The 24,190-nt window shown below is 67.4% G+C and carries 22 protein-coding genes; 13 read left to right on the plus strand and 9 right to left on the minus strand.

Annotated features, from left to right (window positions below):
* The first annotated feature begins 20 nt into the window (after positions 1-20).
* Together ACNO8X_RS21350 and ACNO8X_RS21355 are read left to right on the plus strand one after the other, a co-directional pair.
* Entirely contained in the window at positions 21-1,130 is a 1,110-nt protein-coding gene (locus tag ACNO8X_RS21350; protein WP_418002600.1) for an adenylate/guanylate cyclase domain-containing protein, read from the plus strand.
* A 14-nt stretch (positions 1,131-1,144) separates the two neighbouring features.
* Positions 1,145-2,650, plus strand: a complete 1,506-nt coding sequence (locus tag ACNO8X_RS21355; protein ID WP_418002601.1) for a leucyl aminopeptidase — start codon at positions 1,145-1,147, stop codon at positions 2,648-2,650.
* A 34-nt stretch (positions 2,651-2,684) separates the two neighbouring features.
* Here the strand turns inward: ACNO8X_RS21355 and ACNO8X_RS21360 are convergent, their stop codons facing one another.
* Positions 2,685-3,305, minus strand: coding sequence for a TetR/AcrR family transcriptional regulator C-terminal domain-containing protein (locus ACNO8X_RS21360; RefSeq protein WP_418002602.1), 621 nt, complete (start codon positions 3,303-3,305; stop codon positions 2,685-2,687).
* Between the two features lie 122 nt (positions 3,306-3,427).
* Between ACNO8X_RS21360 and ACNO8X_RS21365 the strand changes: the two genes are divergently transcribed.
* Both ACNO8X_RS21365 and ACNO8X_RS21370 read left to right on the plus strand, forming a co-directional pair.
* Positions 3,428-4,663 carry an FAD-dependent monooxygenase gene (locus tag ACNO8X_RS21365; protein WP_418002603.1) on the plus strand — a complete coding sequence of 412 codons (1,236 nt, stop codon included), beginning with the start codon at positions 3,428-3,430 and terminating at the stop codon, positions 4,661-4,663.
* A gap of 64 nt (positions 4,664-4,727) precedes the next feature.
* On the plus strand, positions 4,728-5,069 hold the full coding sequence (locus ACNO8X_RS21370) for a hypothetical protein (protein WP_418002604.1): 342 nt from the start codon (positions 4,728-4,730) through the stop codon (positions 5,067-5,069).
* Positions 5,070-5,086: 17 nt separating this feature from the next.
* Here the strand turns inward: ACNO8X_RS21370 and ACNO8X_RS21375 are convergent, their stop codons facing one another.
* A complete protein-coding gene (locus ACNO8X_RS21375; protein ID WP_418002605.1) occupies positions 5,087-6,010 on the minus strand; it encodes an alpha/beta fold hydrolase in 924 nt (307 codons plus the stop codon).
* Positions 6,011-6,200: 190 nt separating this feature from the next.
* Here ACNO8X_RS21375 and sucB point away from each other — a divergent pair, with 190 nt between their 5' ends.
* The 5 genes from sucB to ACNO8X_RS21400 are packed head-to-tail and all read left to right on the plus strand — an operon-like array spanning position 6,201 to position 11,320.
* Positions 6,201-7,982: a 2-oxoglutarate dehydrogenase, E2 component, dihydrolipoamide succinyltransferase gene (gene sucB, locus ACNO8X_RS21380; protein ID WP_418002606.1), complete on the plus strand. Its 1,782-nt coding sequence runs from the start codon at positions 6,201-6,203 to the stop codon at positions 7,980-7,982.
* Positions 7,983-7,999: 17 nt separating this feature from the next.
* Positions 8,000-8,908: a TIGR01777 family oxidoreductase gene (locus ACNO8X_RS21385; RefSeq protein ID WP_418002607.1), complete on the plus strand. Its 909-nt coding sequence runs from the start codon at positions 8,000-8,002 to the stop codon at positions 8,906-8,908.
* Between the two features lie 25 nt (positions 8,909-8,933).
* Positions 8,934-9,620 (plus strand): lipoyl(octanoyl) transferase LipB, encoded by a 687-nt coding sequence (gene lipB, locus ACNO8X_RS21390; protein ID WP_418002608.1) that lies wholly within the window; start codon positions 8,934-8,936, stop codon positions 9,618-9,620.
* The gene (lipA, locus tag ACNO8X_RS21395) at positions 9,617-10,549 is read left to right on the plus strand and encodes a lipoyl synthase (RefSeq protein WP_133763015.1); all 933 of its coding nucleotides are present in this window, start codon (positions 9,617-9,619) and stop codon (positions 10,547-10,549) included. The genes lipB and lipA overlap by 4 nt, the downstream gene beginning before the upstream one ends.
* 15 nt (positions 10,550-10,564) lie before the next feature.
* Complete coding sequence (locus tag ACNO8X_RS21400) at positions 10,565-11,320, plus strand: DUF4191 domain-containing protein (RefSeq protein ID WP_418002609.1); 756 nt, start codon at positions 10,565-10,567, stop codon at positions 11,318-11,320.
* Between the two features lie 62 nt (positions 11,321-11,382).
* Here ACNO8X_RS21400 and ACNO8X_RS21405 read toward each other — a convergent pair whose 3' ends face one another.
* Positions 11,383-11,859: an RDD family protein gene (locus tag ACNO8X_RS21405; RefSeq protein WP_418002610.1), complete on the minus strand. Its 477-nt coding sequence runs from the start codon at positions 11,857-11,859 to the stop codon at positions 11,383-11,385.
* Positions 11,860-12,026: 167 nt separating this feature from the next.
* Here ACNO8X_RS21405 and glnA (ACNO8X_RS21410) point away from each other — a divergent pair, with 167 nt between their 5' ends.
* The 4 genes from glnA (ACNO8X_RS21410) (at position 12,027) to ACNO8X_RS21425 (ending at position 15,061) form a co-directional block, all read left to right on the plus strand.
* Complete coding sequence (gene glnA, locus ACNO8X_RS21410) at positions 12,027-13,463, plus strand: type I glutamate--ammonia ligase (RefSeq protein WP_043399683.1); 1,437 nt, start codon at positions 12,027-12,029, stop codon at positions 13,461-13,463.
* Positions 13,464-13,699: 236 nt separating this feature from the next.
* Entirely contained in the window at positions 13,700-14,026 is a 327-nt protein-coding gene (locus ACNO8X_RS21415) for a darcynin family protein (RefSeq protein ID WP_418002611.1), read from the plus strand.
* A 144-nt stretch (positions 14,027-14,170) separates the two neighbouring features.
* On the plus strand, positions 14,171-14,602 hold the full coding sequence (locus ACNO8X_RS21420; protein WP_418002612.1) for a DoxX family protein: 432 nt from the start codon (positions 14,171-14,173) through the stop codon (positions 14,600-14,602).
* 42 nt (positions 14,603-14,644) lie between these two features.
* Positions 14,645-15,061 carry a DoxX family protein gene (locus tag ACNO8X_RS21425; RefSeq protein WP_418002613.1) on the plus strand — a complete coding sequence of 139 codons (417 nt, stop codon included), beginning with the start codon at positions 14,645-14,647 and terminating at the stop codon, positions 15,059-15,061.
* On the opposite strand, the gene ACNO8X_RS21430 is transcribed toward ACNO8X_RS21425, so the two are convergent.
* The 6 genes from ACNO8X_RS21430 to ACNO8X_RS21455 form a co-directional block, all read right to left on the minus strand.
* Entirely contained in the window at positions 15,062-15,916 is an 855-nt protein-coding gene (locus tag ACNO8X_RS21430) for a TIGR03619 family F420-dependent LLM class oxidoreductase (RefSeq protein WP_418002614.1), read from the minus strand.
* Positions 15,913-16,551, minus strand: coding sequence for a PaaI family thioesterase (locus ACNO8X_RS21435; protein ID WP_418002615.1), 639 nt, complete (start codon positions 16,549-16,551; stop codon positions 15,913-15,915). The genes ACNO8X_RS21430 and ACNO8X_RS21435 overlap by 4 nt, the downstream gene beginning before the upstream one ends.
* 5 nt (positions 16,552-16,556) lie before the next feature.
* A complete protein-coding gene (locus ACNO8X_RS21440) occupies positions 16,557-19,517 on the minus strand; it encodes a bifunctional [glutamine synthetase] adenylyltransferase/[glutamine synthetase]-adenylyl-L-tyrosine phosphorylase (RefSeq protein ID WP_418002616.1) in 2,961 nt (986 codons plus the stop codon).
* Positions 19,518-19,545: 28 nt separating this feature from the next.
* A complete protein-coding gene (glnA, locus tag ACNO8X_RS21445; RefSeq protein ID WP_418002617.1) occupies positions 19,546-20,889 on the minus strand; it encodes a type I glutamate--ammonia ligase in 1,344 nt (447 codons plus the stop codon).
* Between the two features lie 82 nt (positions 20,890-20,971).
* Positions 20,972-22,513 carry an alpha/beta hydrolase gene (locus ACNO8X_RS21450; protein ID WP_418002618.1) on the minus strand — a complete coding sequence of 514 codons (1,542 nt, stop codon included), beginning with the start codon at positions 22,511-22,513 and terminating at the stop codon, positions 20,972-20,974.
* 108 nt (positions 22,514-22,621) lie between these two features.
* The gene (locus ACNO8X_RS21455) at positions 22,622-24,148 is read right to left on the minus strand and encodes an alpha/beta hydrolase (protein WP_110789111.1); all 1,527 of its coding nucleotides are present in this window, start codon (positions 24,146-24,148) and stop codon (positions 22,622-22,624) included.
* Between the last annotated feature and the right edge of the window lie 42 nt (positions 24,149-24,190).

Consider the following 24,190-nt stretch of genomic DNA (forward strand, 5'->3'; position numbering starts at 1 on the left):
ATAGCTGGCAGACTCGTTTCGTGGTCGATTTCGACGCCCTGGAAGCCGCGGGCATCGCTGATGCGCGCGATCGCGCGCCGCTCATCGAATACCTGGACGGGCTCGGTTTCACCGCCGAGGAGATGGTGGAGGCCGAGCGCCGGGGCCGGTTGTTCGGGCTGGCCGGAGACGTCGCGCAGTGGTCGGGGCAGCCCAGCCACAGCCTGGCTTCCGCGGCCGAAGCGCTCGGGTTGCCCCTGGCCGACGTCGAACAGGCCTGGGCCGTCCTGGGCTTGACGGTCGCCGACCCGACGGCGCCGATGCTCACCGCCAACGACATCGAGGCATTGCGTACATGGGCGGATCTGCGGACCGCGATCGGCGACGATGCCGCACGGGGCTTCCTGCGGGTGATCGGTGCGAGCGTGGCGCGCGTGGCCGAGGCCCTGGCGTCGATGAGCCGCGTCGGCCTGCCCAACCTCGATCTGGCCCAAAGCCACGACGAACTCGTCACCGCCCGGGCTTACCGGGCGGCGGCCAATTTCATTCCACGCATCGGCGGCATGATCGACGCCGTACACCGACACCATGTCGCCTCTGCCCGAACGTATTTCGACGGTGTCGTCCATCACGAGTCGTCAACGCTGGACTGTGGCGTCGGGTTTGCCGACCTATCGAACTTCACCCAGCTCACGCAGATGCTCAGGCCGGACGAGTTGACCAACTTGCTCAACGAGTTCAACGCCATCACCAATGACGTGGTGCACGCTGACGGCGGCCGGGTGGTCAAGTTCATCGGGGATGCGGTGATGTGGGTCAGCGCCACACCCGAATCGCTCGCGCGGGTGGCGTGTGACCTGGTGCACCACCCTCGGCCGAAGATGGCCCACATCAGCGTGCGGGCCGGCCTGAGTTTCGGCTCGGTGGTGGCCACCGGTGGCGATTACTTCGGCAATCCGGTGAATCTGGCGGCCCGGCTGGTCGCCGCGGCCGAGCCCGGGCAGATTCTGGTCGCCGCTCCCTGGTGCGACATGCCAGGCAAATGGCCGGTCGCGCCGCGGGAGCCATTGGTGCTCAAGGGGTTCAACGACCCGGTGACTGCATTCGAGGTCTGCGCCGACGCTGAGCGGGCGGCCCGGCAGACACAGTGACTAGGGTGGGACAGGTGAGCAGCGCACCCGGTTACCAGTCCCCCGCCGTCACCGTCGCATCCGTCCTGCCATCCGATCTGGATTCCGCGGTGCTGATCGTGCCGGTCATCAGCGGCGACAACGACGAGGCCAGGGTCCTGGCCAACCCATTCCTGGACGCCGAGGCCACCGGTGAGATCGAGGTCGCGCTGAAGGCCCTCGGCGCGAAAGGTTCGACCGAGCAGCTGACCCGCGTGCTCGTCCCGTCGCTGCCGGTGGCCAGTGTGCTGGCCGTCGGCCTCGGCAAGGACCGCGACGAGTGGCCCGCCGATGTCGTCCGCCGCGCCGCCGGCGTGGCCGCCCGCGCGCTCAACGGCACCGAGACCGTGGTGACCACCCTGTCCGAGTTGGACGTGGCGGCGGCCGTCGAGGGCCTGATCCTCGGCGCCTACCGCTTCTCCGAATTCCGCAGCGCGAAGACCGCCCCGAAAGAGGCAGGCCTGACGGCGCTGACCGTGCTGTCCACCGCAGACGATGCCGAGACGGCGGCGGCCCGCGGCGTCGATGTCGCCACCGCTGTGGCGACCGCCCGTGATCTGGTCAACACCCCGCCGAGCCACCTGTTCCCGGGCGAATTCGCCAAGCGCGCAAAGGCTTTGGGCAAGTCGGCGGGCCTCGAGGTCGAGGTGCTGAGCAAGAAGGAACTGGAAGATGCCGGCTACGGCGGCATCGTGGGCGTCGGCAAGGGCTCGTCCCGCGGCCCGCGTCTGGTGCGGCTGACCTACCGCTCCGGCAAGAAGGACGCCAAGAAGGTGGCGCTGGTCGGCAAGGGCATCACGTTCGACACCGGCGGCATCTCGATCAAGCCGGCCGCCAACATGCACCAGATGACCTCCGACATGGGCGGCGCGGCAGCCGTCATCGCCACCGTGGTGCTGGCCGCGCGCCAGCAGCTGGCGGTCGACGTCACCGCCACCGTGCCGATGGCCGAGAACATGCCGTCGTCGACGGCGCAGCGGCCGGGCGACGTGCTGACCCAATACGGCGGCACCACCATCGAGGTGCTCAACACCGACGCCGAGGGTCGGCTGATCCTGGCCGACGCCATCGTCCGCGCCTGCGAGGACAACCCCGATTACCTGATCGACACGGCGACGCTGACCGGCGCGCAACTCGTGGCACTCGGCGCGCGTACCCCCGGCGTCATGGGCACCGACGAGTTCCGCGACCGGGTCGCCAAGCTGTCGCAGGACGTCGGCGAGAACGCCTGGCCGATGCCGTTGCCTGAAGAGCTCAAGGACGACCTGAAGTCGACGGTCGCCGACCTCGCGAACGTCAGCGGCGTGCGCAACGCGGGCATGCTGGTGGCCGGGGTGTACCTGCGGGAGTTCGTCGCCGACGGCGTGCAGTGGGCGCACCTCGACGTCGCCGGTCCGGCCTACAACACCGGCGGCCCCTGGGGCTACACCGGCAAGGGCGGTACCGGCGTGCCGACGCGGACGATGTTCGCGGTCCTGGAGGACATCGCAGCCAACGGCTGACTGTGATGCCCAGGGACGTTGTCGACGGACGCCATCAGTGCGATCGGTCGGTACTGGCGAGCAGTCGCGTCAGGCCGTAGGCAAACTGGGTGTCGCGCGGGGTATTTCGCAGAGTCTGCAATCCTGCCGCGATGTTGGGGAAATGCTCGACGTCGATTGCCGTTTCACGTTGCGCCTGTGAGGAATTGGTGCGGGTGAGATCGTAGGCGGCCTGTTCTTCGATCACGAAACCCATGACGTAGTACTGCACGGAGAATGCGACCAATACCGCTTCTGGCTCGGGCACGCCCGAGGCCAGAGCGGCGCCGATCGCCGCCTCGCCGAAAGCCAACGTATTGGGCTGGCGGACAAATGTGCCCGCGAGTACTCGCGCACCATCTCGACGCGACAGCAGCGCCGACCGCAGACGGTGTGCCAACTCGAGGAGTCGGTTCGCGCCACTCGCGCCCGAATCCGTGTCATCGGCCACGCCGGCAAGAAGGTCATCCGCCAGGGCGTCGGTCAACGCGTGCTTGTTCTCCACGTGCCAATACAAGGTGCCGTGATTCACCCCGAGCGACGATGCGAGTTTGCGCATCGTCAACGCGTCCACACCGTGATCCTCGATGAACTGCCACGCTCCGGCGAGTACCGCTGCTCGGTCAAGACGTGCCATCGCATTCCTTCCAGGTCCGGAGCACCATAACAAAGCCGTACTTGACCATTGGTCAAGTACGGCTTTAGCCTGGGTCCCGTCGAACCGAGTAGCAGGCTCGGCACACCGAAAGGACGTGCGACGTGTCGAATGGAGCATTTGCTGGGCCCCGGTCGGACAGCGGCATCGGCAGCGAAATCCTCATCTGCGGCGCGGGAATCGCCGGCACCGTGTTGGCACACGGCTTGGCTCGCGGCGGACTACGGCCCACCGTCGTCGAACGATCGCCGAATCTGCGCCGTGGCGGAAACGCCGTGGACCTTCGCGGGCCAGCGGTGGACGTCGTCGCCGGCATGGGCGTCCTCGGCGAGCTTCGCAGGCGTGCGACCGAACTGGCCGAGTTCCACCGCATCGACCCCGCAGGCAACCGCATCGTCACCATGGCACCTGAGGTGATCGCCGGTGACATCGAAGTGCTCCGAACCGAACTCAACGCCGCGTTGTTCGCCGCTGCACAAAGTGGCATCACCTACAGCTTCGACGATTCCATCGCCACGGTCGATGACACCGGCAGCCACGTCGCGGTCACCTTCCAGAGCGGCTTGCAACACGACTTCGCCCTCGTCATCGGCGCCGACGGACTGCACTCACACACCCGGAAGCTCGCGTTCGGGCCCGAACCTGAGTTCGTCCACCACCTGGGTTGCTATCAAGCACACTTCACCACCGACAACCTTCTCGACCTCCGCCACTCGGGGTTGTTGCTCAACCAACCCGGGCGCACCGTGGGTTGCTACAGCGTCCACCAGAACCGGGAGATCGTCGTCGGCTTGTTCTTCGACTCGCCGACGGTCGCCTACGACCGCGCAGACACTGTTGCGCAACAACACTGGGTGACCGAGGTCTTCGCCGACATGGGCTGGCGCACTGGCGAACTGCTCAACGCCATGGACCGCGCCGACGACTTCTATTTCGATTCCATCGCGCAGGTGGTTACAACCGAACCGTATCGCGGCCGCGTCGCCCTCGTCGGCGATGCCGCCTACAGTCCGTCTCTACTGTCCGGCATGGGTGCATCCCTGGCGATACTGGGTGCCGCGGTGCTCGCCGAGGAGCTCGTCGCCACCCCCGCCGATCACCTGCGCGCCTTTCGGGCATACGGCGAGCGGATTGCCGACATGGTCACCCTGAGCCACCAACTCGCACGCGTCTCCCGCGGATGGTTCATCCAGTCGAATAGCGAACACGGCCACGCGCAACGCCCGGATTCCGCCGACACACAGTCCGACGCGCTACGGCAGCAAGTCCTCACCGCTGCCAGGGAGGCGTACGGGCCACGCTCTTCCGAACAGTCGCACCACCCGGCCCTCAGTCGGTAGCTGAGGCGGCACCAGTTACCGCATTTTTCTACCGCCGAGAAAACCTGCAGCGTACCTTTCCTGCATGAATAAGTTCATTCACCCGGCTGCCGCGACGGCCACTGTTATCGGCATGGAATTAGCCGGCCTGAACGGCGCCGCCCACGCAATGGCTGATCCCGAAGACGAAGACATCATCGCCGACCAGCTGTGCCCGTTCCGCAACGTGATCGATTCGCTGGGCGGCGACGATCAGTGCGACCCGGGGTTCAACAACGACAACGGTGGCGGGTTGTTCTACAACAACGGCATGCCGTGTGACAGCGTCGCGTTCAAGAATCCGGCGTGCGATCCGACCGTCAACGTGAACGTCAACCACGAGGGCGAAGTCACGCACAACGTCAACGTCAACGGCGACCGCCCCTGACGTTGAGCGAAACCGGCCTAGCCGATCTGAGCCAGCTGCAAATCCCGGGCCGGCTCGGCGCCCGCTACATGTTCGGCGAGTTCGCGGGTCGCGGTGGCGAGCAGCTCCGGATGCGACATCGGCGACCAGTGACCCGAGTCGATGTCCCGGCGCCACAGCTGCGGAACCCATTGGGGCGTCTCGTCATACAGGTGCGGGCGGACGAACTGGTCGCCGCGGTTGACGATCACCTGAACCGGCACATTGACGTAGTGGTCACGCCGACCCTTGAAGAGGGTGCGCCAATAATTGGCCGGGTACACCTTGAGGCTGTTCGCGGCGTCGGTCGCGAAGGTATCCGAATGCCGAATCTGGTTGTCGGACATGCCATCAAGGCGTTTCATCAGCTGAGGCAGGACGGTCGGCACAGTGGCCCGGACCAACACTCGCGCCACCAACGGGATCGAGAAGAAACCCTGGTACGTCAGCCGCAGGAACTGCGACACCGAGCGCAGGAACCGCACCGGCCGATAGGGTCGCTTGAGGCCGTCCATGATGTAGCGACGGGTGTGGTCGGCGCTCGGCCCAGAAGTCGAGGTGAACGACGCGACGCGGTCCACCGATTCGGGCCGGGACAGGTACTCCCAGATGCCCACCGAGCCCCAATCATGGGCAAGCACGTGGACCTTCTGCCCGGGCGCCAGCGCCTCGATGACGGCCGCGAAGTCGTCGGCGTAGTACGCCATCGTGTACGACGAAACCTTCTTGGGCACACCGGAATTGCGCGAACCACGGTTGTCGTAGCGGATCACCCGGTAGGTGTCGGCAAGGTGCGGCACCGTGGCGTCCCACATGTCGTGCGAGTCGGGCCAGCCGTGCACCAGCACGACCACCGGGCCGTCCGGATTGCCCTCCTCGTACGTCGCGATCCGCGTCCCGTCCGCGCTGTCCACAAACTGCATCGTCAAACCCCGCTGAGCTCAAAGTATCCCGTACCGCCGGTACTGGTTTGAATGCGACAGTAGCCTGCTCAGAAGTGGTGTCAAGACAGCGCGACAAAGTCCCGACCCGCCACACCTCGCATGCACCGGCATGACAGGATGGGGCCGAGACATTCGAAGTGACGAGCGACCTTTTCGAGGAGTCAACGCAATGGCCATCTCCGTCCAGATGCCCGCACTCGGTGAGAGCGTTACCGAGGGGACCGTCACTCGATGGCTCAAGCAGGAGGGCGACACCGTCGAGGTCGACGAACCCCTGCTCGAGGTGTCCACCGACAAGGTCGACACCGAAATCCCGTCGCCGGCAGCAGGTGTCCTGACCAAGATCGTCGCGCAGGAAGACGACGTCGTCGAGATCGGCGGCGAGCTCGCCGTCATCGGTGAAGCCGGCTCCGCTCCCGCACCCGCAGCCCCCGCCCCGGCGGCCGCACCGGCAGCTCCCCCGGCCCCGGCACCCGAGCCTGTCGCCGCTGCCCCGGCCCCCGCCGCTGAAGCACCCGCCCCGGCACCCGCCGCAGCCCCCGCCCCGGCCGCCTCCGATGCCGCCGACGCCACCTCGATCGTGATGCCGACGCTCGGCGAGTCGGTCACCGAAGGCACCGTCACCCGCTGGCTCAAGAAGGTCGGCGACTCCGTCGAGGTCGACGAGCCCCTGGTCGAGGTGTCCACCGACAAGGTCGACACCGAAATCCCGTCGCCGATCGCCGGCGTGCTGCTGTCCATCACCGCAGACGAGGACGACGTCGTGTCCATCGGCGGCGAGCTCGCCAAGATCGGCGCCGCCGGCTCGGCACCGGCTGCCGCGCCGGCCCCCGCAGCTCCGGCTCCCGCTCCGGCACCCGAGCCCGTGGCCGCGCCCACGCCTCCGCCGGCCCCTGCCGCACCGACCCCGCCTCCCCCGGCCCCGGCTGCACCGACCCCGCCGCCGGCCCCCGCGCCGGCTCCTGCAGCGCCGGCCCCCGCAGCCGCGGCCCCGTCCGACGACGCCAGCCCGTACGTCACCCCACTGGTGCGAAAGTTGGCCTCCGAGAACAACGTTGACCTTGCCTCGGTGCAGGGCACCGGCGTGGGCGGCCGCATCCGCAAGCAGGATGTGCTCGCCGCGGCTGAGGCCGCCAAGGCCCCGGCCGCTCCTGCCGCCGCCGCATCGGCCCCCGCCGCTCCGGCTGCCAAGGCTCCGGCAGCAGCGCCCGCACCGGCGCTGGCCCACCTGCGTGGCACCACGCAGAAGGCCACCCGGATCCGTCAGATCACCGCCAAGAAGACGCGGGAGTCGCTGCAGACCACGGCGCAGCTGACCCAGACGCACGAGGTCGACATGACCCGCATCGTCGGGTTGCGGGCCCGCGCCAAGAACTCGTTCGCCGAGCGTGAGGGCGTCAACCTGACCTACCTGCCGTTCATCGCCCGCGCGGTGATCGACGCGTTGAAGATCCACCCGAACGTCAACGCCAGCTACAACGAGGACACCAAGGAGATCACCTACTACGACGCCGAGCACCTCGGCTTCGCGGTGGACACCGAGCAGGGCCTGCTGTCGCCGGTCGTGCACAACGCCGGTGACCTCTCCCTGGGTGGTCTTGCTCGCGCGATCGTCGACATCGCCGACCGCGCCCGCTCCGGCAATCTGCGGCCCGACGAGCTGTCCGGTGGCACCTTCACGATCACCAACATCGGTAGCCAGGGCGCCCTGTTCGACACCCCGATCCTGGTTCCGCCGCAGGCGGCCATGCTCGGCACCGGTGCCATCGTCAAGCGGCCTCGCGTCGTCGTGGACGAGGGCGGCAACGAGTCGATCGGTGTCCGGTCGGTCTGCTACCTGCCGCTGACCTACGACCACCGCCTGATCGACGGCGCCGACGCCGGCCGGTTCGTGACCACCATCAAACGTCGTCTCGAAGAGGGTGCGTTCGAGGCCGACCTCGGTCTCTAGGCCCGGGCGGTAATCGCATGGCGCACGCGGTCATAGCCATCGCGGGCTCGTCGGGACTCATCGGTTCCGCACTGGTGTCGGCACTCCGTGCCACCGACCATCGGGTGGTGCGCATCGTGCGCCGGCAACCGGCCAACGCCGACGAGGTGTATTGGAACCCGGACACGGGCGACTTCGATTGGCGCGCACTGCAAGACGTCGATGCCGTGGTGAACCTGTGCGGCGTGAGCATCGGATCCCGCCGGTGGTCCGGGGCGTTCAAGCAAAGCCTGCGCGACAGCCGCATCGGCCCGACCGAGGTGCTGGCCGAGGCCGTCGTCGACGCCGGGGTACCCACGCTCATCAATGCCAGCGCGGTCGGCTTCTACGGCGATACCCGGGATCGGATCGCCGACGAGCGGTCGCCCGCCGGCGCAGGTTTCCTGGCCCGGCTCTGTCTGGACTGGGAGGCCGCCGCGCGCCCGGCCGCCGACGCGGGGGTCCGCGTCGTGCTCGCGCGCACGGGCCTGGTGCTGGCGCCGGCAGGCGGCATGCTGGCCCGGCTGCGGCCGGTGTTCGGGCTGGGTCTCGGGGCCCGGCTGGGCAGCGGGCGCCAGTACATGCCGTGGATCACGCTGGAGGACGAGGTGCGGGCCCTGCTGTTCGCGCTGAATCACGACGATCTGTCCGGTCCGCTGAATCTGACGGGTCCGGCACCGGTGACCAACGGTGAGTTCACCGAAGCCCTGGGACGTGCGCTGCACCGGCCCACGCCGCTGCTGATGCCCGGTTTCGCGCTGCGCGCGGCGCTCGGTGAGTTCGCCGAGGAGGGGCTGCTCGGGGGCCAGCGGGCCATTCCCGCAGCGCTGGAGGACGCCGGTTTCGAGTTCCACCAGCGGACCATCGGCGAGGCACTGTCGTACGTCACCGCCCCCAACGCAGCCTGACTGCCGCAGGCGTAGCGTCAGTTCGGTGACGATCCGATCTGCCGGCGGCCCGATCGACGTGTGCCGCCTGGGCACCATCGACTACAACGACGCCTGGGAGCTGCAGCGCGAGCTTGCCACCGCCCGCTCCGACGAGCGCGGCAACGACACCCTGCTGCTGCTCGAGCACCCGCCCGTCTACACCGCCGGCCGTCGCACCGAACCGCACGAGCGCCCGACCGACGGCACCCCCGTCATCGACACCGACCGCGGCGGCAAGATCACCTGGCACGGCCCCGGACAGTTGGTGGGTTACCCGATCATCGGCCTGGCTCAGCCGCTCGACGTAGTGAAATTCGTTCGGCTGCTTGAAGATGCGCTGATGTCGGTGTGCGCCGAGCTCGGCCTGGAGACCATCCGGGTGGACGGGCGGTCCGGCGTGTGGCTGGCCGCCGACGGACTACGGCCCGAGCGCAAGATCGCCGCCATCGGCATCCGGGTCGCCCGCGGCACGACGCTGCACGGCTTCTCCCTCAACTGCAACTGCGACCTGGGCGCGTTCGGCGGCATCGTCCCGTGCGGCATCGCCGACGCCGGCGTCACGTCGCTGACGAAGGAGCTGGGCCGCGAGATCACGCCCGAGGACGTCATCGATCGGGTGGCCTCCGCGGTGTGCTCGGCACTCGGGGCGACCGTCGGCGCACCCCGTACCGCACTAATATCGTCACCATGAGCGTCGATCCCGGTAACCGCAAGCTGCTCCGCCTGGAGGTCCGCAACGCGGAGACGCCGATCGAGCGCAAGCCGCCGTGGATCAAGACCAAGCTCAAGATGGGCCCCGAGTACAAGGACCTCAAGAGCCTGGTCAAACGCGAGGGCCTGCACACCGTCTGCGAAGAGGCGGGCTGCCCCAACATCTACGAGTGCTGGGAAGACCGCGAGGCCACCTTCCTGATCGGCGGCGAGCAGTGCACCCGCCGCTGCGACTTCTGCCAGATCGACACCGGCAAGCCCGCCGATCTGGACCGTGACGAACCCCGCCGGGTCGCCGAGAGTGTGCAGACCATGGGCCTGCGCTACTCCACGATCACCGGGGTGGCGCGCGACGACCTGCCCGACGGCGGCGCCTGGCTGTACGCCGAGACGGTCCGCCAAATCCACGCGCTGAACCCGAACACCGGCGTCGAGCTGCTCGCCCCCGACTTCAACGGCGTGCCCGCGCTGCTCGAAGAGGTCTTCGACTCGCGGCCAGAAGTGTTCGCGCACAACGTCGAAACCGTGCCCCGCATCTTCAAGCGCATCCGCCCCGCGTTCCGCTACGAGCGCAGCCTCGGCGTGATCACCGCGGCCCGCGACTACGGCCTGGTGACCAAGAGCAACCTGATCCTCGGCATGGGTGAGACGCCCGAGGAGATCCGGATGGCGCTGCAGGACCTGTACGACGCGGGCTGCGACATCGTCACCATCACCCAGTACCTACGCCCATCGCCGCGGCACCATCCGGTCGAGCGCTGGGTGCGGCCGGAGGAATTCGTCGAGCACCAGCAGTTCGCGGAGGGTCTTGGCTTCGCCGGAGTGCTGGCCGGACCGCTGGTCCGTTCGTCGTACCGGGCCGGAAAGCTGTACGCCCAAGCTGCCCGATTACGGCCACCGGTTTCCTGAACCTATCCTGGTGGCATGGCAAAGACCACCAATGCTGCCGCTGTGAAGGCTGCGAAGGCCGAGGCGAAGGCTGCCCGCAAGGCCGCCTCCAAGCAGCGTCGCGCCCAGCTCTGGCAGGCGTTCCAGATTCAGCGCAAAGAGGACAAGCGGCTGCTGCCGTACATGATCGGCGCGTTCGTGCTGATCGTGGCGCTCGCCGTCGCGATGGCCGCGTACTCCGGCGGCATCTTCAGCTGGGTCACGCTGCCCATCCTGGGTGTGCTGCTCGGCGGGCTGATCGCGTTCATCATCTTCGGCCGGCGGGCGCAGAAGTCGGTCTACAGCAAGGCTGACGGCCAGACCGGCGCGGCGGCCTGGGCGCTGGACAACATGCGTGGCCAGTGGCGGGTCACGCAGGCCGTCGCCGCCACCGGCAGCTTCGATGCCGTGCACCGCGTGGTCGGCCGGCCGGGCGTGATCTTCGTCGGCGAGGGTTCGCCGCAGCGCCTGAAACCGCTTCTGGCGCAGGAGAAGAAGCGCACCGCACGGCTGATCGGCGAAGTGCCGATCTACACCGTCGTCGTCGGCAACGAAGAGGACCAGGTGCCGCTGTCCAAGCTGGAACGGCACCTGACCAAGCTGCCCGCCAACATCACCGCCAAGCAGATGGATGCGCTGGAGTCCCGCCTGGCCGCCCTGGGTTCCAAGCTGGGTCCCGGCGGTCTACCCAAGGGCCCGCTGCCTGCCGGCGCGAAGATGAAGGGCATGCAGCGCACCGCCCGTCGCAAGTAAACCCAGCGATTTGTGCACGATTTTCCGCGGCGACCGCGGATTTTCGTGCACAGGTCGACGGGTCAGCGGCGCAGGACGGCGGTGTTCGTCAGCCTGTCCTGCAGGCCGCGGCCGTCGGCGTCGGTCAGCAGTGCCGGCACGGCCAGGGCGACCATTACCCCGCGCACCACGGCACGGATGACGCCGACGCGCGGGGCATCGTCGAGCGGCACCACCATGAGGCCGAGGGCCAGCTGACCGGGCGTGAATCCGAACAGCGACAGCGACACGATGCCGAGCACGAGCCACACCACGAGCACGGCCGTGGACAGCGTGGACACCGACAGCAGACCGAAGGCCATGGCGAGCCCGGCCAGCCCGTAGCCGATCAGCCAGTCGACCAGCAGGGCCACGGTGCGGCGTCCCATTCGGGCCAAGGATCGCGAGCCTGTTTCCGGCAGACCGAGGGCTTTACCCGGGTACGAAGACTCATCAACGGGGCGCTCAGATTCGGGCCCGGACAGCCACGAACCGAGCCGAAATCCATCTGCACCGGACATGCTGTCAGGATAGGCGTGCACACTCGTCCAACCGAACCGTGCGGTGGGTGGTCCGCGATTCATAAACATGGGATCGCGTAACGTCCGCGAAACATACGGTTGATTGGCGTGCAACATCGTGTCCCTAGGTTCAACCGCGGGTAACACCAGTAAAGGAGATCACTTACGTGGCAGAAAAGACGTCTGACGACATCTTCAAGCTGATCAAGGACGAGAACGTCGAGTACGTGGACATTCGTTTCTGCGATTTGCCTGGTGTTGTCCAGCACTTCTCGATCCCGGCTTCGGCGTTCGACGAGAGCGTTTTCGAAGACGGCCTGGCCTTCGACGGTTCATCGGTCCGTGGCTTCCAGTCGATCCACGAGTCCGACATGATGCTGCTGCCGGATGCCAACACCGCGCGCATCGACCCGTTCCGGGCCGCCAAGACGCTGAACATGAACTTCTTCGTGCACGACCCGTTCACGCGTGAGGCCTACTCCCGTGACCCGCGCAACGTCGCGCGCAAGGCCGAGAACTACCTGGCCAGCACCGGCATCGCCGACACCTGTTACTTCGGTGCCGAGGCCGAGTTCTACATCTTCGACTCGGTGGCGTTCGACTCCAAGATGAACGGCACCTTCTACGAGGTCGACTCCGAGTCGGGCTGGTGGAACAGCGGCGAGCCCTTCGAGGCAGACGGCTCCCCCAACCGCGGCTACAAGGTCCGCCCCAAGGGTGGTTACTTCCCCGTCGCGCCGTACGACCACTACGTCGACCTGCGCGACGAGATGTCGACCAACCTGATCAACTCCGGGTTCACCCTGGAGCGCGGCCACCACGAGGTCGGCACCGCCGGCCAGGCCGAGATCAACTACAAGTTCGACACGCTGCTGGCCGCGGCCGATGACGTGCTGCTGTTCAAGTACATCATCAAGAACACCGCGTGGGCGAACAACAAGACCGTCACCTTCATGCCGAAGCCGCTGTTCGGTGACAACGGCTCGGGCATGCACGCCCACCAGTCGCTGTGGAAGGACGGCAAGCCGCTGTTCCACGACGAGTCCGGCTACGCGGGCCTGTCCGACATGGCGCGCCACTACATCGGCGGCATCCTGCACCACGCCCCGTCGCTGCTGGCGTTCACCAACCCGACGGTGAACTCCTACAAGCGTCTGGTGCCGGGCTACGAGGCCCCGATCAACCTGGTGTACAGCCAGCGCAACCGCTCGGCGTGTGTGCGTATCCCGATCACCGGCAACAACCCGAAGGCCAAGCGCCTCGAGTTCCGTTGCCCGGACAGCTCGGGTAACCCGTACCTGGCCTTCTCGGCGATGCTCATGGCCGGTATCGACGGCATCAAGAAGAAGATCGAGCCCATGGCCCCGATCGACAAGGACCTCTACGAGCTGCCGCCGGACGAGGCCGCCAGCATCCCGCAGGCTCCGACCTCGCTGGCTGCCGTCATCGACCGCCTCGAGGCCGACCACGACTACCTCACCGAGGGTGGCGTGTTCACCGAGGACCTGATCGAGACCTGGATCTCGTACAAGCGGGAGAACGAAATCCTGCCGGTGCAGATTCGCCCTCACCCGTACGAGTTCTCGCTCTACTACGACTGCTAAGTCTTAGCCCGAGCAGACGTGAAAACCCCCTAAACCTCGCGGTTTAGGGGTTTTTCGCGTCTGCTCGGCGCGCGGCCGAACCGGCGCGTCTACCAGGCACCAACAAATTACGGTAGCCTGACTACCGCAAGCGTCACTGCTCGCGGTGCTGACAACCTCACAGGTCAACGGAGAGATTCGTTGGCCTTTTCGTTTCTCTCCACTCCTATTCACAAGCGAGAGAACGAGGTTCGCCCATGTTCACGGTTTTCATGTTGGTCAAGACAAATCCCGAGTGGCTCGGTTTCCCGGTCGCCAAACGGTTCGACGAACTCGCGCTGCATCTGCAGCCGATCCTCGCCCGCCATCAGGCGGTCACCTTCAAGTGGGTCGACACCGAGTTCTACACCGCCCGGGTCACCGACGTGTGGGTGCTCGAGGCCGCCGACCCGCACGAGTACGAACTGGCCGTCGAAGAGCTCCGCGAAACACCGCTGTGGGACCGGTATTTCGCCGTCGTCGAGATCCTGCCCGGCGTCGCGAACGCCTACGCGGACAACTACGGCAGAGCCGCGCTCGGGTAGCTGCCCCGCGCGAGCAGACGTCAAACCCCCTGAATCGTGCGGTTCAGGGGGTTTGACGTCTGCTCACCCAACACTCAGACACGCAACCATGACGGTCCGATAACGCCACCACCGAACATCGACCGCGAGTCGTACCGTCAGTTCATGACGACTCAATTGGACGCCCGGCTCACCGCACAGTCCCCCGCTGTCATCAGCTTGTTCCGGGTCGTCATGGGATTCCTCCTGACGATCCACGGCGCGCAGAAACTGTTCGCCTGGCCGGTCGGCATGCCGAACACGGCCGGCGAGCTCGTCGGCGCCGCGGTCCCGGTGGGCACCTGGCCGTTCTGGTACGGCGGCCTCATCGAGTTGGTCGTCGGTCTGCTGATCCTGACGGGTCTGTTCACCCGCATCGCCGCCTTCGTCGCCTCGGGCGAGATGGCCTTCGCGTACTTCACCCAGCACCAGCCCAAGGGCCTGCTGCCCATCGAGAACGGCGGCGAACTCGCAGTGCTCTACTGCTTCGCTTTCTTCCTGCTGGTGTTCATCGGCGGGGGCGCGTACGCGCTCGACGCGATGCGCCGAAAAGGCTGACGCACATCTGTGCCGTGGCTCGCTGCCCCTTAGGATCGAGCAATGGCTCAGACTGACATCGAATCCCGGCTCGACGCTGTCGCCCCACTCGTACTGTCCGTTTTCCGGATCGTCCTCGGTTTCCTGTTCACGGTGCACGGTGTCACCACGTTGTTCAAGTGGCCTGTCGACACCAATCCCGGTGTTGCCGCACCGGCATTCGGCAGTTTCCCGGGCTGGTACGCCGGCGCGATCGAGCTGATCGTCGGCGTCCTGCTCGTCACCGGTCTGGCCACCCGCATCGCCGCCTTCATCGGTTCCGGCGAGATGGCTTTCGCCTACTTCATGGCCCACCAGCCGCAGGGTCTGCTGCCCATCGCAAACGGCGGTGAGCCCGCCGTACTCTACTGCTTCTCGCTGTTCCTGCTGGTGTTCACCGGCGGTGGTGCCATCGGCCTGGACGCGCTACGCAAACGCTAGCTAGAGGCCCAGGTCCGCGCGAAAGCGCTTGAGTCCGTCGATCTTCTCGGCCAGCGTGGCCGACGGACCGCTGTAGAACATCCACGGCATCGTAATGTTGCCGGTGATGCCGGCCTGCTCGGCGCGCACGAAATGCTCCGGCAGGTAGGCGTCGGCCAGCGGCGTCAGGATCTCGAAACCTTCGAGCGGCAAACCGTTTTCGGCGCGTATCTCGCGCACCCGCGTCGCCGCGGTGATGGCCTGGTCAGTGGTGATCAGGTCGCCGATCCAGCCGTCGTTGCGCGCGGCGCGGCGCAGGGCGATCTCGCTGAGCCCGCCGACGTAGATGGGCACCCGCGGCGGCGTCGGCTCCATTTCCAGCCGCGGCACCTGGTAGAACTCTCCGTCGAACGACGTCCACCCCGGCTGCCACAGCTGCTGGATCAACTCCAGCATCTCGTCGGTGCGCTTGCCGCGGCGCTCGAAAGCCTGCCCCATCAAGGCGAATTCGTCGGCGCACCAGCCCACGCCGACACCGAATTCGACGCGGCCGCCGGACAGACAGGCCGCCGTCCCGACGGATTTCGCGACCGAGAACGGGTCGCGCATGCCGGGGATGTACACCGTCGTCACGAATTTCACCCGGCTCGTCACCTGCGCCAGCGCACCGACCAGCACCCACGGGTCCGGCCAGTGCGTGAACGGCTGCCAGCGCCGCTGCCCGTCAGGCGTGTACGGGTAGGGCGTGCTCAGTGTCTCCAGGTTCACCACATGGTCCGGGATCGCGATGCCGTCGTAGCCGAGTTCGTCAGCGGCCCGGGCGATCTCGACCAGCTCACCGACATCCAGGAAGGCCAGGCTGACGTAGAACTTCACTCTCGCGCCCAGGACGGCCGGATGAAGATACCGTCGGCCTCGACGCTGACGCCGTCGACATCGGACAGCGTGCCGCGGGCGAAGGTCTTGATGCCGTCGACACGATCGATCCAGGCCTCGGCGCGGACCGGCCCCTGTTTGGTGCCCCGGATGTATCGCAGCGTGATGGTGCCGGTGAAGTGGGGCTTCGTCAGCCCGTCGGTGGCGGCTTCCCCGAGCAGCTGGTCGAGCACCAAAGCACAGATCCCGCCGTGCACCAGGCCGGGCGGTCCTTCGTAAGGCAGGCCAAGTTCGAACTCGGCCCAGCACCGGCCGCCGTCGCCTTCGCCGCCCTCATGAACGACCTCCATCGGAGGCGAGATCGCATTACGCACGCCCACAGCAGGATTCGTGTAGGCCAGCGGGCGCCCCGTATCCTCGTGCCGCAACGTCGAGGTGGTGACACGTTGCACCGTGACGAGCTGCTCGGTGACCGATTCGATCGCGGCCTGTGCCTCGGCGATGGTGGCCTCGTCGACACCGGTGCGAATACCCGCGTCGATCAGCCGGCGCACCGCGTCAGTGAATGGCCGGTACAGCGCCAGCTCTCGCTCGTATGCCGCATCGCTGATCGTGTCGAACGGGACATTGTTCACGCTGTCTACTCCCCAAACACCTTGCGCACCACGGTCTTGGCACGACGAGTCACCCTCAGGTAGTTGTCCAGGAATTCGCTGCCGTCGCCGCTCGGCCACCCGGCGGCCACCGCGACCGCGTTGAGCTGACGGCCCGGCCCGGGCAACTGGTCGGTGGGCTTGCCGCGCACCAGCACCAGCGCGTTGCGCGCGCGGGTGGCGGTCAGCCAGGCTTGCCGCAGGATGTCCGCTTCGTCGCCCTCGATCAACTGAGCCGCCTCGATGGCATCGAGCGCTTCCAGCGTCGAAGTGTTGTGCAGCGTGGGAACCTTGTGCGCGTAACGCAATTGGAGCAGCTGCACGGTCCACTCCACGTCGGCCAGGCCACCGCGGCCCAACTTGGTGTGGGTGTTCGGGTCCGCGCCGCGGGGCAGCCGCTCTGCGTCGACCCGGGCTTTGATCCGGCGGATTTCGCGCACCGTATCCGCCGACACACCATCGGCAGGGTACCGCGTGCGATCGACCATCAGCAGGAAGCGCTCGCCGAGTTCCAGATCCCCGGCCACCCGGTGTGCCCGCAGCAGGGCCTGAATCTCCCACGGCTGCGCCCACTGCGCGTAGTACTGCTCGTACGACGCCAAAGTCCGTACCAGAGAGCCATTTCGGCCTTCCGGACGCAATCCCGCGTCAACCTCGAGCGGTGGATCGCTACTGGGCTGCCCCAACAAGGTCCGCACCTGTTCGGCCACCCCGATTGCCCAACGGACCGCAGCGGACTCGTCCGCTGCGCCCGCGCCCTCCGTGGGTTCACACACGAACATCACGTCCGCGTCGGACCCGTAGCCAAGTTCGCCACCGCCGAGCCGGCCCATCCCGATGACGGCGATGCGCGCCAACGGACCGTCGGTGCTCGAGTTCGCGCGGATCACCACTTCCAGCGCGGCCTGCAGCACCGCCACCCACACCGAGGTCAGCGCCCGGCAGACGTCGACCACCGGGAGCAGGCCCAGCAGGTCAGCCGAAGCGACCCGCGCCAGTTCCCGGCGGCGCAGGGTGCGCGCCGCGGCGATGGCCCGGGCGGGGTCTGCGTGCCGGCCGGCCGAGGCGACCAGCGCCCGGAACACCGCATCCGGTTCCACGTCAAGCAGTTTCGGACCTTGCGGACCGTCGGCGTACTGCCGGATGACCTCCGGTGCCCGCATCAGCAGGTCCGGCACATAGGCCGACGTGCCGAGTACCCGCATCAGCCGCTTGGCGACGGCGCCCTCGTCGCGCAGCGTGGACAGGAACCAGCGCTGATCCCCCAGTTCCTCACTGATGCGCCGGTACGCCAGCAGGCCCGCGTCCGGGTCCGGGGTGTCCGACAGCCAGTCCAGCAGCGTCGGCAGCAGCACCTGCTGCACGGTGCCGCGGCGGCCACTGGAACTGGTCAGCGCGGCCAGGTGGGTCAGTGCGCTCTGCGGTCCTTCGTAACCGAGTGCGGCCAACTGCCTTTCGGCCGCGGCGGTGGTCAGCCCCGGGCCGAATTGGTTACCCACTTCCAGCAGCGGCTGATAGAAGAGCTTGGCGTGCAGACGGGACACCCGCGTGTTCTGTCGCCTCAGGTCCTCGCGCAGGACCCCGAGTGCGTCGTGCTGCCCGTCGGGCCGGATGTGCGCCGCCCGCGCCAGCCAGCGCCACGCCTCGTCGTCACCATCCTCGGGCAACAGGTGGGTGCGCTTGAGCCGCTGCAGTTGCAGCCGGTGCTCCAGCAGCCGCAGAAATTCATAGGACGCAGTGAGATTCGCGGTGTCGTCGCGGCCGATATAACCGCCGGAGCCGAGTGCCGCCAACGCATCGACGGTCGAGGCGACGTGCAGCGAATCGTCGTTGCGGCCGTGCACCAGTTGCAGCAGCTGGACCGCGAACTCGACGTCCCGCAGGCCGCCCTTGCCCAGTTTCAGTTCCCGCGTACGCACCCCGGCGGGCACCAGCTCCTCGACGCGGCGGCGCATGGCCTGCACGTCGGGCACGAAATCCTCACGGTCACAAGCGGTCCAGACCATCGGCATCAGCGTGTCGATGTACTGCTCACCCAGCTCCGGGTCGCCCACCGCGGCCCTGGCCTTCAAAAGCGCCTGGAATTCCCAGGTTTTCGCCCACCGCTGGTAGTAGGCGACATGCGACTCCAGGGTGCGGACCAGCTGACCGGCTTTGCCCTCGGGCCGCAGCGCCGCGTCGACCTCGAAGAACGTCTCGCCGGCGAACCGCATCATCTCGCCGGCGACCCGGGTGGTCATCGAGTCGGCCGCCTCGGCCACGAAGATGACGTCGACGTCGCTGACGTAATTCAGTTCGCGCGCACCGCATTTGCCCATCGCGATGACGGCGAGCCGCGGACCCGGATCGTCGCCGCACACGGTCCGGGTGGCGACGACCAGCGCCGCGCCGAGCGCCGCGTCGGCGAGGTCGGACAGGTGCTCCCCCACGGTGACGTACGGCAGCACCGGTTCGTTCTCGACCGTGGGCGCGACATCCAGCGCTGCGAGCACCAGAATCCGGTCACGGTAGTAGGTCTGCAGCACGTGCGAAGCGCCAGCGGTACCGGCGATTTCGGCCGCCAGCCGCTCGAAGTCGTCCAGCAGTTCGGCGCGGGACGGGAGCGTGACGTCGCCGTGCAGCAGGCGCCACGAAAGGGGGTGTGCCACCAGATGATCGCCCAGGGCCAGCGATGACCCCAGCACGGCGAACAGCCGGCCCCGCAGGGACGTGTCGGTTACCAGTAGTGCGCTGAGCTCGGCCCAGTCGGCTTCGAGGGCGTCCGCAATGCGCACCACGGCGCGCAGCGCGCTGTCGGCGTCCGGGGCGCGCGACAGCGACCACAACAACGCCACATGGGCGTCGGTGTTCCAGCCGAGCCGATCCAGGTCTGCCCGGGCCGTCGGTGCCACCAACCCGAGCCGGCCGACGCTGGGCTGCGTGGGGCGCTGCGTCGAGGGGTTGGGCACCACCCGACGTTAGCGCACAGTCATGCCGTTACAGCGACAGGTATTCCTTGAGTTCGAACGGTGTCACGTGGCTGCGGTAGGACTCCCACTCCGCGCGCTTGTTGCGCAGGAAATAGTCGAAGACGTGCTCTCCCAACGCCTCGGCGACGAGCTCGGACTTCTCCATCTCCGCCAGTGCCACACCCAGGCTGCCGGGCAGCTCCTTGTAACCCATCGCGCGGCGTTCCTCGGACGTCAGGTTCCAGACGTTGTCCTCGGCCTGCGGCCCGAGCTCATAGCCCTTCTCGATGCCGCGCAGGCCGGCGGCCAGCAGCACCGCGAAGGCCAGGTACGGGTTGCATGCCGAGTCGGGGCTGCGCACCTCGATGCGGCGCGACGAGGCCTTGCGCGGCGTGTACATCGGGACCCGGACCAGGGCGGAGCGGTTGGCCGCACCCCACGAGGCTGCGGTCGGCGCCTCGCCGCCGTGCACCAGCCGCTTGTAGGAGTTCACCCACTGGTTGGTGACGGCGCTGATCTCGCTGGCGTGCGTCAGGATGCCGGCGATGAAGGACTTGGCGACGTCCGACAACTGCAGCGGATCCTCGGCGCTGTGGAAGGCGTTGGTCTCACCCTCGAACAGGCTCATGTGGGTGTGCATCGCCGAGCCGGGGTACTGGCTGAACGGCTTGGGCATGAACGTGGCGCGCACGCCTTCGTTGAGCGCGACTTCCTTGACCAGGTAGCGGAAGGTCATGACGTTGTCGGCCATCGACAGGGCGTCGGCGTAGCGCAGGTCGATCTCCTGCTGGCCGGGTGCGCCCTCGTGGTGGCTGAACTCCACCGAGATGCCCATCGACTCCAGCGCGTCGATGGCGTGCCGGCGGAAGTTGGGCGCCGAGTCGTGCACGGCCTGGTCGAAGTAGCCGCTGTTGTCGGCCGGCACCGGCACCGAGCCGTCGTTGGGGCCGGGCTGCAGCAGGAAGAACTCGATCTCCGGGTGCACGTAGCAGGAGAAGCCCAGATCGCCGGCCTTGGACAGCTGACGACGCAGTACATGGCGCGAATCCGCCCAGGACGGCGAACCGTCGGGCATGGTGATGTCGCAGAACATGCGGGCCGAGTAGTGCTTGCCGGCGCTCTTGGTGGTCCACGGCAGCACCTGGAAAGTGGACGGATCAGGACGGGCCACCATGTCGGCTTCCGAGACGCGGGCAAAGCCCTCGATCGCGGATCCGTCGAAGCCGATGCCCTCCTCGAAGGCGCCTTCCAGCTCGGCCGGCGCGATCGCCACGGACTTGAGGTATCCGAGCACGTCCGTGAACCACAGCCGGACAAAACGGATGTCGCGTTCCTCCAGCGTGCGCAGCACGAATTCCTTCTGGCGATCCATGTCCGCAGCGTAGGCAGCGGCTGTTAAATCCGTGTTACCAAGTGGACTCTGTTCGGCATGTATCACCGGTGAGACGCTGTGGTCAGCACCGCAATCCCGCCGCCGGCAGCACCGACTGGGTCAGGAACGCCACCACGGCCGTGTCGACGCACCGGTCGCCGTTGAACACCACGGTGTGCTGGGTGCCCTCGTAACTGATCAGCGAGGCGCCGAGTTCGCGCGCCAGGTTCACGCCGGCCTGGTACGGCGTCGCCGGGTCATGCGTGGTGGATACGACGATGACCTTGCCCGGACCGGGCGACGCCGGCGCGTGCGGACGGGATGTCGCGGGCACCGGCCACATGGTGCACACGTCGCGCGGCGCGTAGCCGGTGAATTGGCCGTAGCTCATGAACGGTGCCAGCTGGCGCGCCCGTTGGTCGGCTGCCGCCCACGTCGCGGGATCGGTCGGGAACGGCGCGTCGACGCACCGGATCGCGGTGAACGCGTCCTGCAGCGGCGCGTAGTGACCGTTCTGATCACGGTGCTGATAATCGTCGGCCAGCAGCAGCAGGTCTCCCGCGTCGCCGCCGCGCTGCAGGCCGAGCAGCCCACTGGTCAGGAACTTCCAGTACTTCTTCGTGTAGAGCGCGTTGATGGTGCCGGTGATCGCGTCGGAGTAGCTCAGGCCACGCGGATCGGACGTCAAGCCCGGGCGCACGGCGAGCGGATTGACCAGCTGCTGGTACCGCGCCACGAACTGCGTCGGGTCGGTGCCCAGCGGGCAGCCGGGCGCCTGCGCGCAGTCCGCCGCATAGTCGTTGAAAGCCGTTTGGAATCCAGCCAATTGGAGCAGGTTCTCGGTGACCGGGTCCGCGTTGGGGTCGACGGCGCCGTCGAGCACCATGGCCCGCACCCGGTCCGGGAACCGTTCGGCGTACGCCGAACCGAGCTCGGTGCCGTACGAGAAGCCCAGATAGTTGATCTGCGGCTCCCCGAGCGCGGCTCGGACCACGTCCATATCCCTTGCCGCAGAGGCGGTTCCGACGTTGGCGAGGAAGCTGCTGCCCATCTGCTGCAGGCAGTCCTGCGCCGTGCGGCGGCTGACGGCTTCGATGTGCGCCACCCCGGCCGGGCTGTAATCGACCATCGGGTCCCGACGATTGGCGTCGAATTCGGCGTCGCTGCGGCACCGCAGTTGCGGCGTCGAATGTCCTACGCCGCGCGGATCGAAGCCGACCAGATCGAAGCTGCGGCCGATCTCGGTATCGGCCAGGACGGCGCCCATGCCCGCGACGGTGTTGACGGCCGACGCTCCCGGACCGCCGGGATTGACCAGCAGGACGCCCAGTCGTTGACCTGAGGCCGGGACCCGGATGACAGCCAGCTTCGCTTGCGGCCCTTGCGGATCCGCGTAATCGATGGGGACGCTGATGTTGGCGCACCGCGCCGTCGGCAGGTCCGTGGTGTCACCGATGAACGGCTCGCAACCACTCCAGGCCGGCGCCTGTTCGTAGTAGGACTGCAGGGATTCGGGGGCCGCGTGCGCGACCGATCCCGGCGCGGCGCTGATGGCCACCAGCAATCCGACGACCCCTACCGCACACCGTCGTCCTCGACTGCCCGCCCGCAACATGGCAAACATGGTCGCACGGCGCACAGCCGAGTCGAAGCCTGGCCGGGGAGGGAGACAACCCGGCAATCAGACGGTGACCAAACAGTTATCTTGCGACAGCACTCGGCCTTTCGCGACTCAGCATTTCGCGCCGGCGTCGGGCAGGGTGCCGTTGACCAGATAGCTGCTGGCATGGTCGTCGACGCAGCTGTTGCCCTGGAACACCACGGTGTGCTGGGTGCCGTCGAACGTCAGCAGACTGCCACCGAGTTCCTTGGCCAGGTCCACGCCGGCCTTGTATGGCGTGGCCGGGTCGTGGATCGTCGACACCACCAGCGGCGCGGCCAGGTCCTTGACCGAAATCTCGTGCGGCTTCGACGTCGGGGGCACCGGCCAGAACGCGCAGGTGCCCAGTGGGGCGTCGCCGGTGAACTGGCCGTAGCTCATGAAGGGCGCCACCTCGCGGGTGCGCTTGTCCTCCGCGATGACCTTGGTGCGGTCGGTGATCGGCGGCTCGTCGACGCAGTTGACCGCCACCCGGGCGTCGGTCGAGTTGTCGTAGTGGCCATCGGAATCGCGGCCCATGTAGGCGTCGGCGAGCCGCAGCATGATGTCGCCGTGGCCTTCCTTGAGCTCGGTGAGGCCCGCCGTGAGGTCCTTCCACATGGCCGGCGAGTAGAGCGGCAGGATGGTGCCGACCAACGCGTCGCTGTAGCTCAGACCACGCGGATCCTTTGTGGCAGCGGGTTTTTGGACCAGCGGGTCGACCAGGCTGTGGTAGACGTCGTTGACCTTGGCCGGGTCGGTGCCCAACGGGCAGTCCGGGCTGGTCGCGCAGTCGGCGGCGTAGTTGTTGAACGCGGTCTGGAACGCGGCGGCCTGGTTGATGTCGGCTTCGATCGGATCGGCGTTGGGGTCGACGGCGCCGTCGAGGATCATCGAGCGGACCTTGTCCGGGTAGTCCTCGGCGTACTGGGCGCCGATGCGGGTGCCGTACGAGTAACCCAGGTAGGTCAGCTTGTCGTCGCCGAGCGCGGCCCGGATGGCATCCAAATCCTTGGCGACGTTGGCGGTTCCGACGTTCTCCAGGAAGTCCTTGCCCATCTTGTCGACGCAGCGCTGCACGAACGCCTTGGTCTCGGATTCGATGTGCGCGACACCGGCCGGCGAGTAGTCGACCTGCGGATCGGCGCGCTGCCGGTCATTGTCGGCATCGGAGTTGCACCACACCGCGGGCTTGGAGGACCCGACGCCGCGGGGGTCGAAGCCGACGAGGTCGAAGCGCTGCCGCACCGAGTCGGGAATGTTGTTGAGCAACGACACTGCCGCGCTGACGCCCGACTCCCCCGGACCGCCGGGGTTGATCACCAGGGAACCGATCTTGTCGCCGGTCGCCTTGATCCGCAGCAACGCCAGCTGCGCTACATCGCCGTCGGGCTTGCTGTAGTCGACGGGCACCGACAGCATCGCGCACTCGGCCCCCTTGGGAATGCGCGACTGCGAGTCGGGGGACGTGGTCTGGCACGGCGACCACTGCAGGGGCGCGCCCGGCTTCGGCACCGCGCGGATGGCGCGTCCGTCGATCACCGTGCTGCAGCCCGTCGCGAGCACCAGGACCATTGCCAGTCCCGATGCGCAGGCGAGACTCCCCCGTCTGAGGTTCATGGTCGACCATGGTGCCATGTGCCCAGGTCCGACCTGCTGAGG

Source organism: Mycobacterium sp. PDNC021, assembly GCF_048282635.1.
Taxonomy (GTDB): domain Bacteria; phylum Actinomycetota; class Actinomycetes; order Mycobacteriales; family Mycobacteriaceae; genus Mycobacterium; species Mycobacterium llatzerense.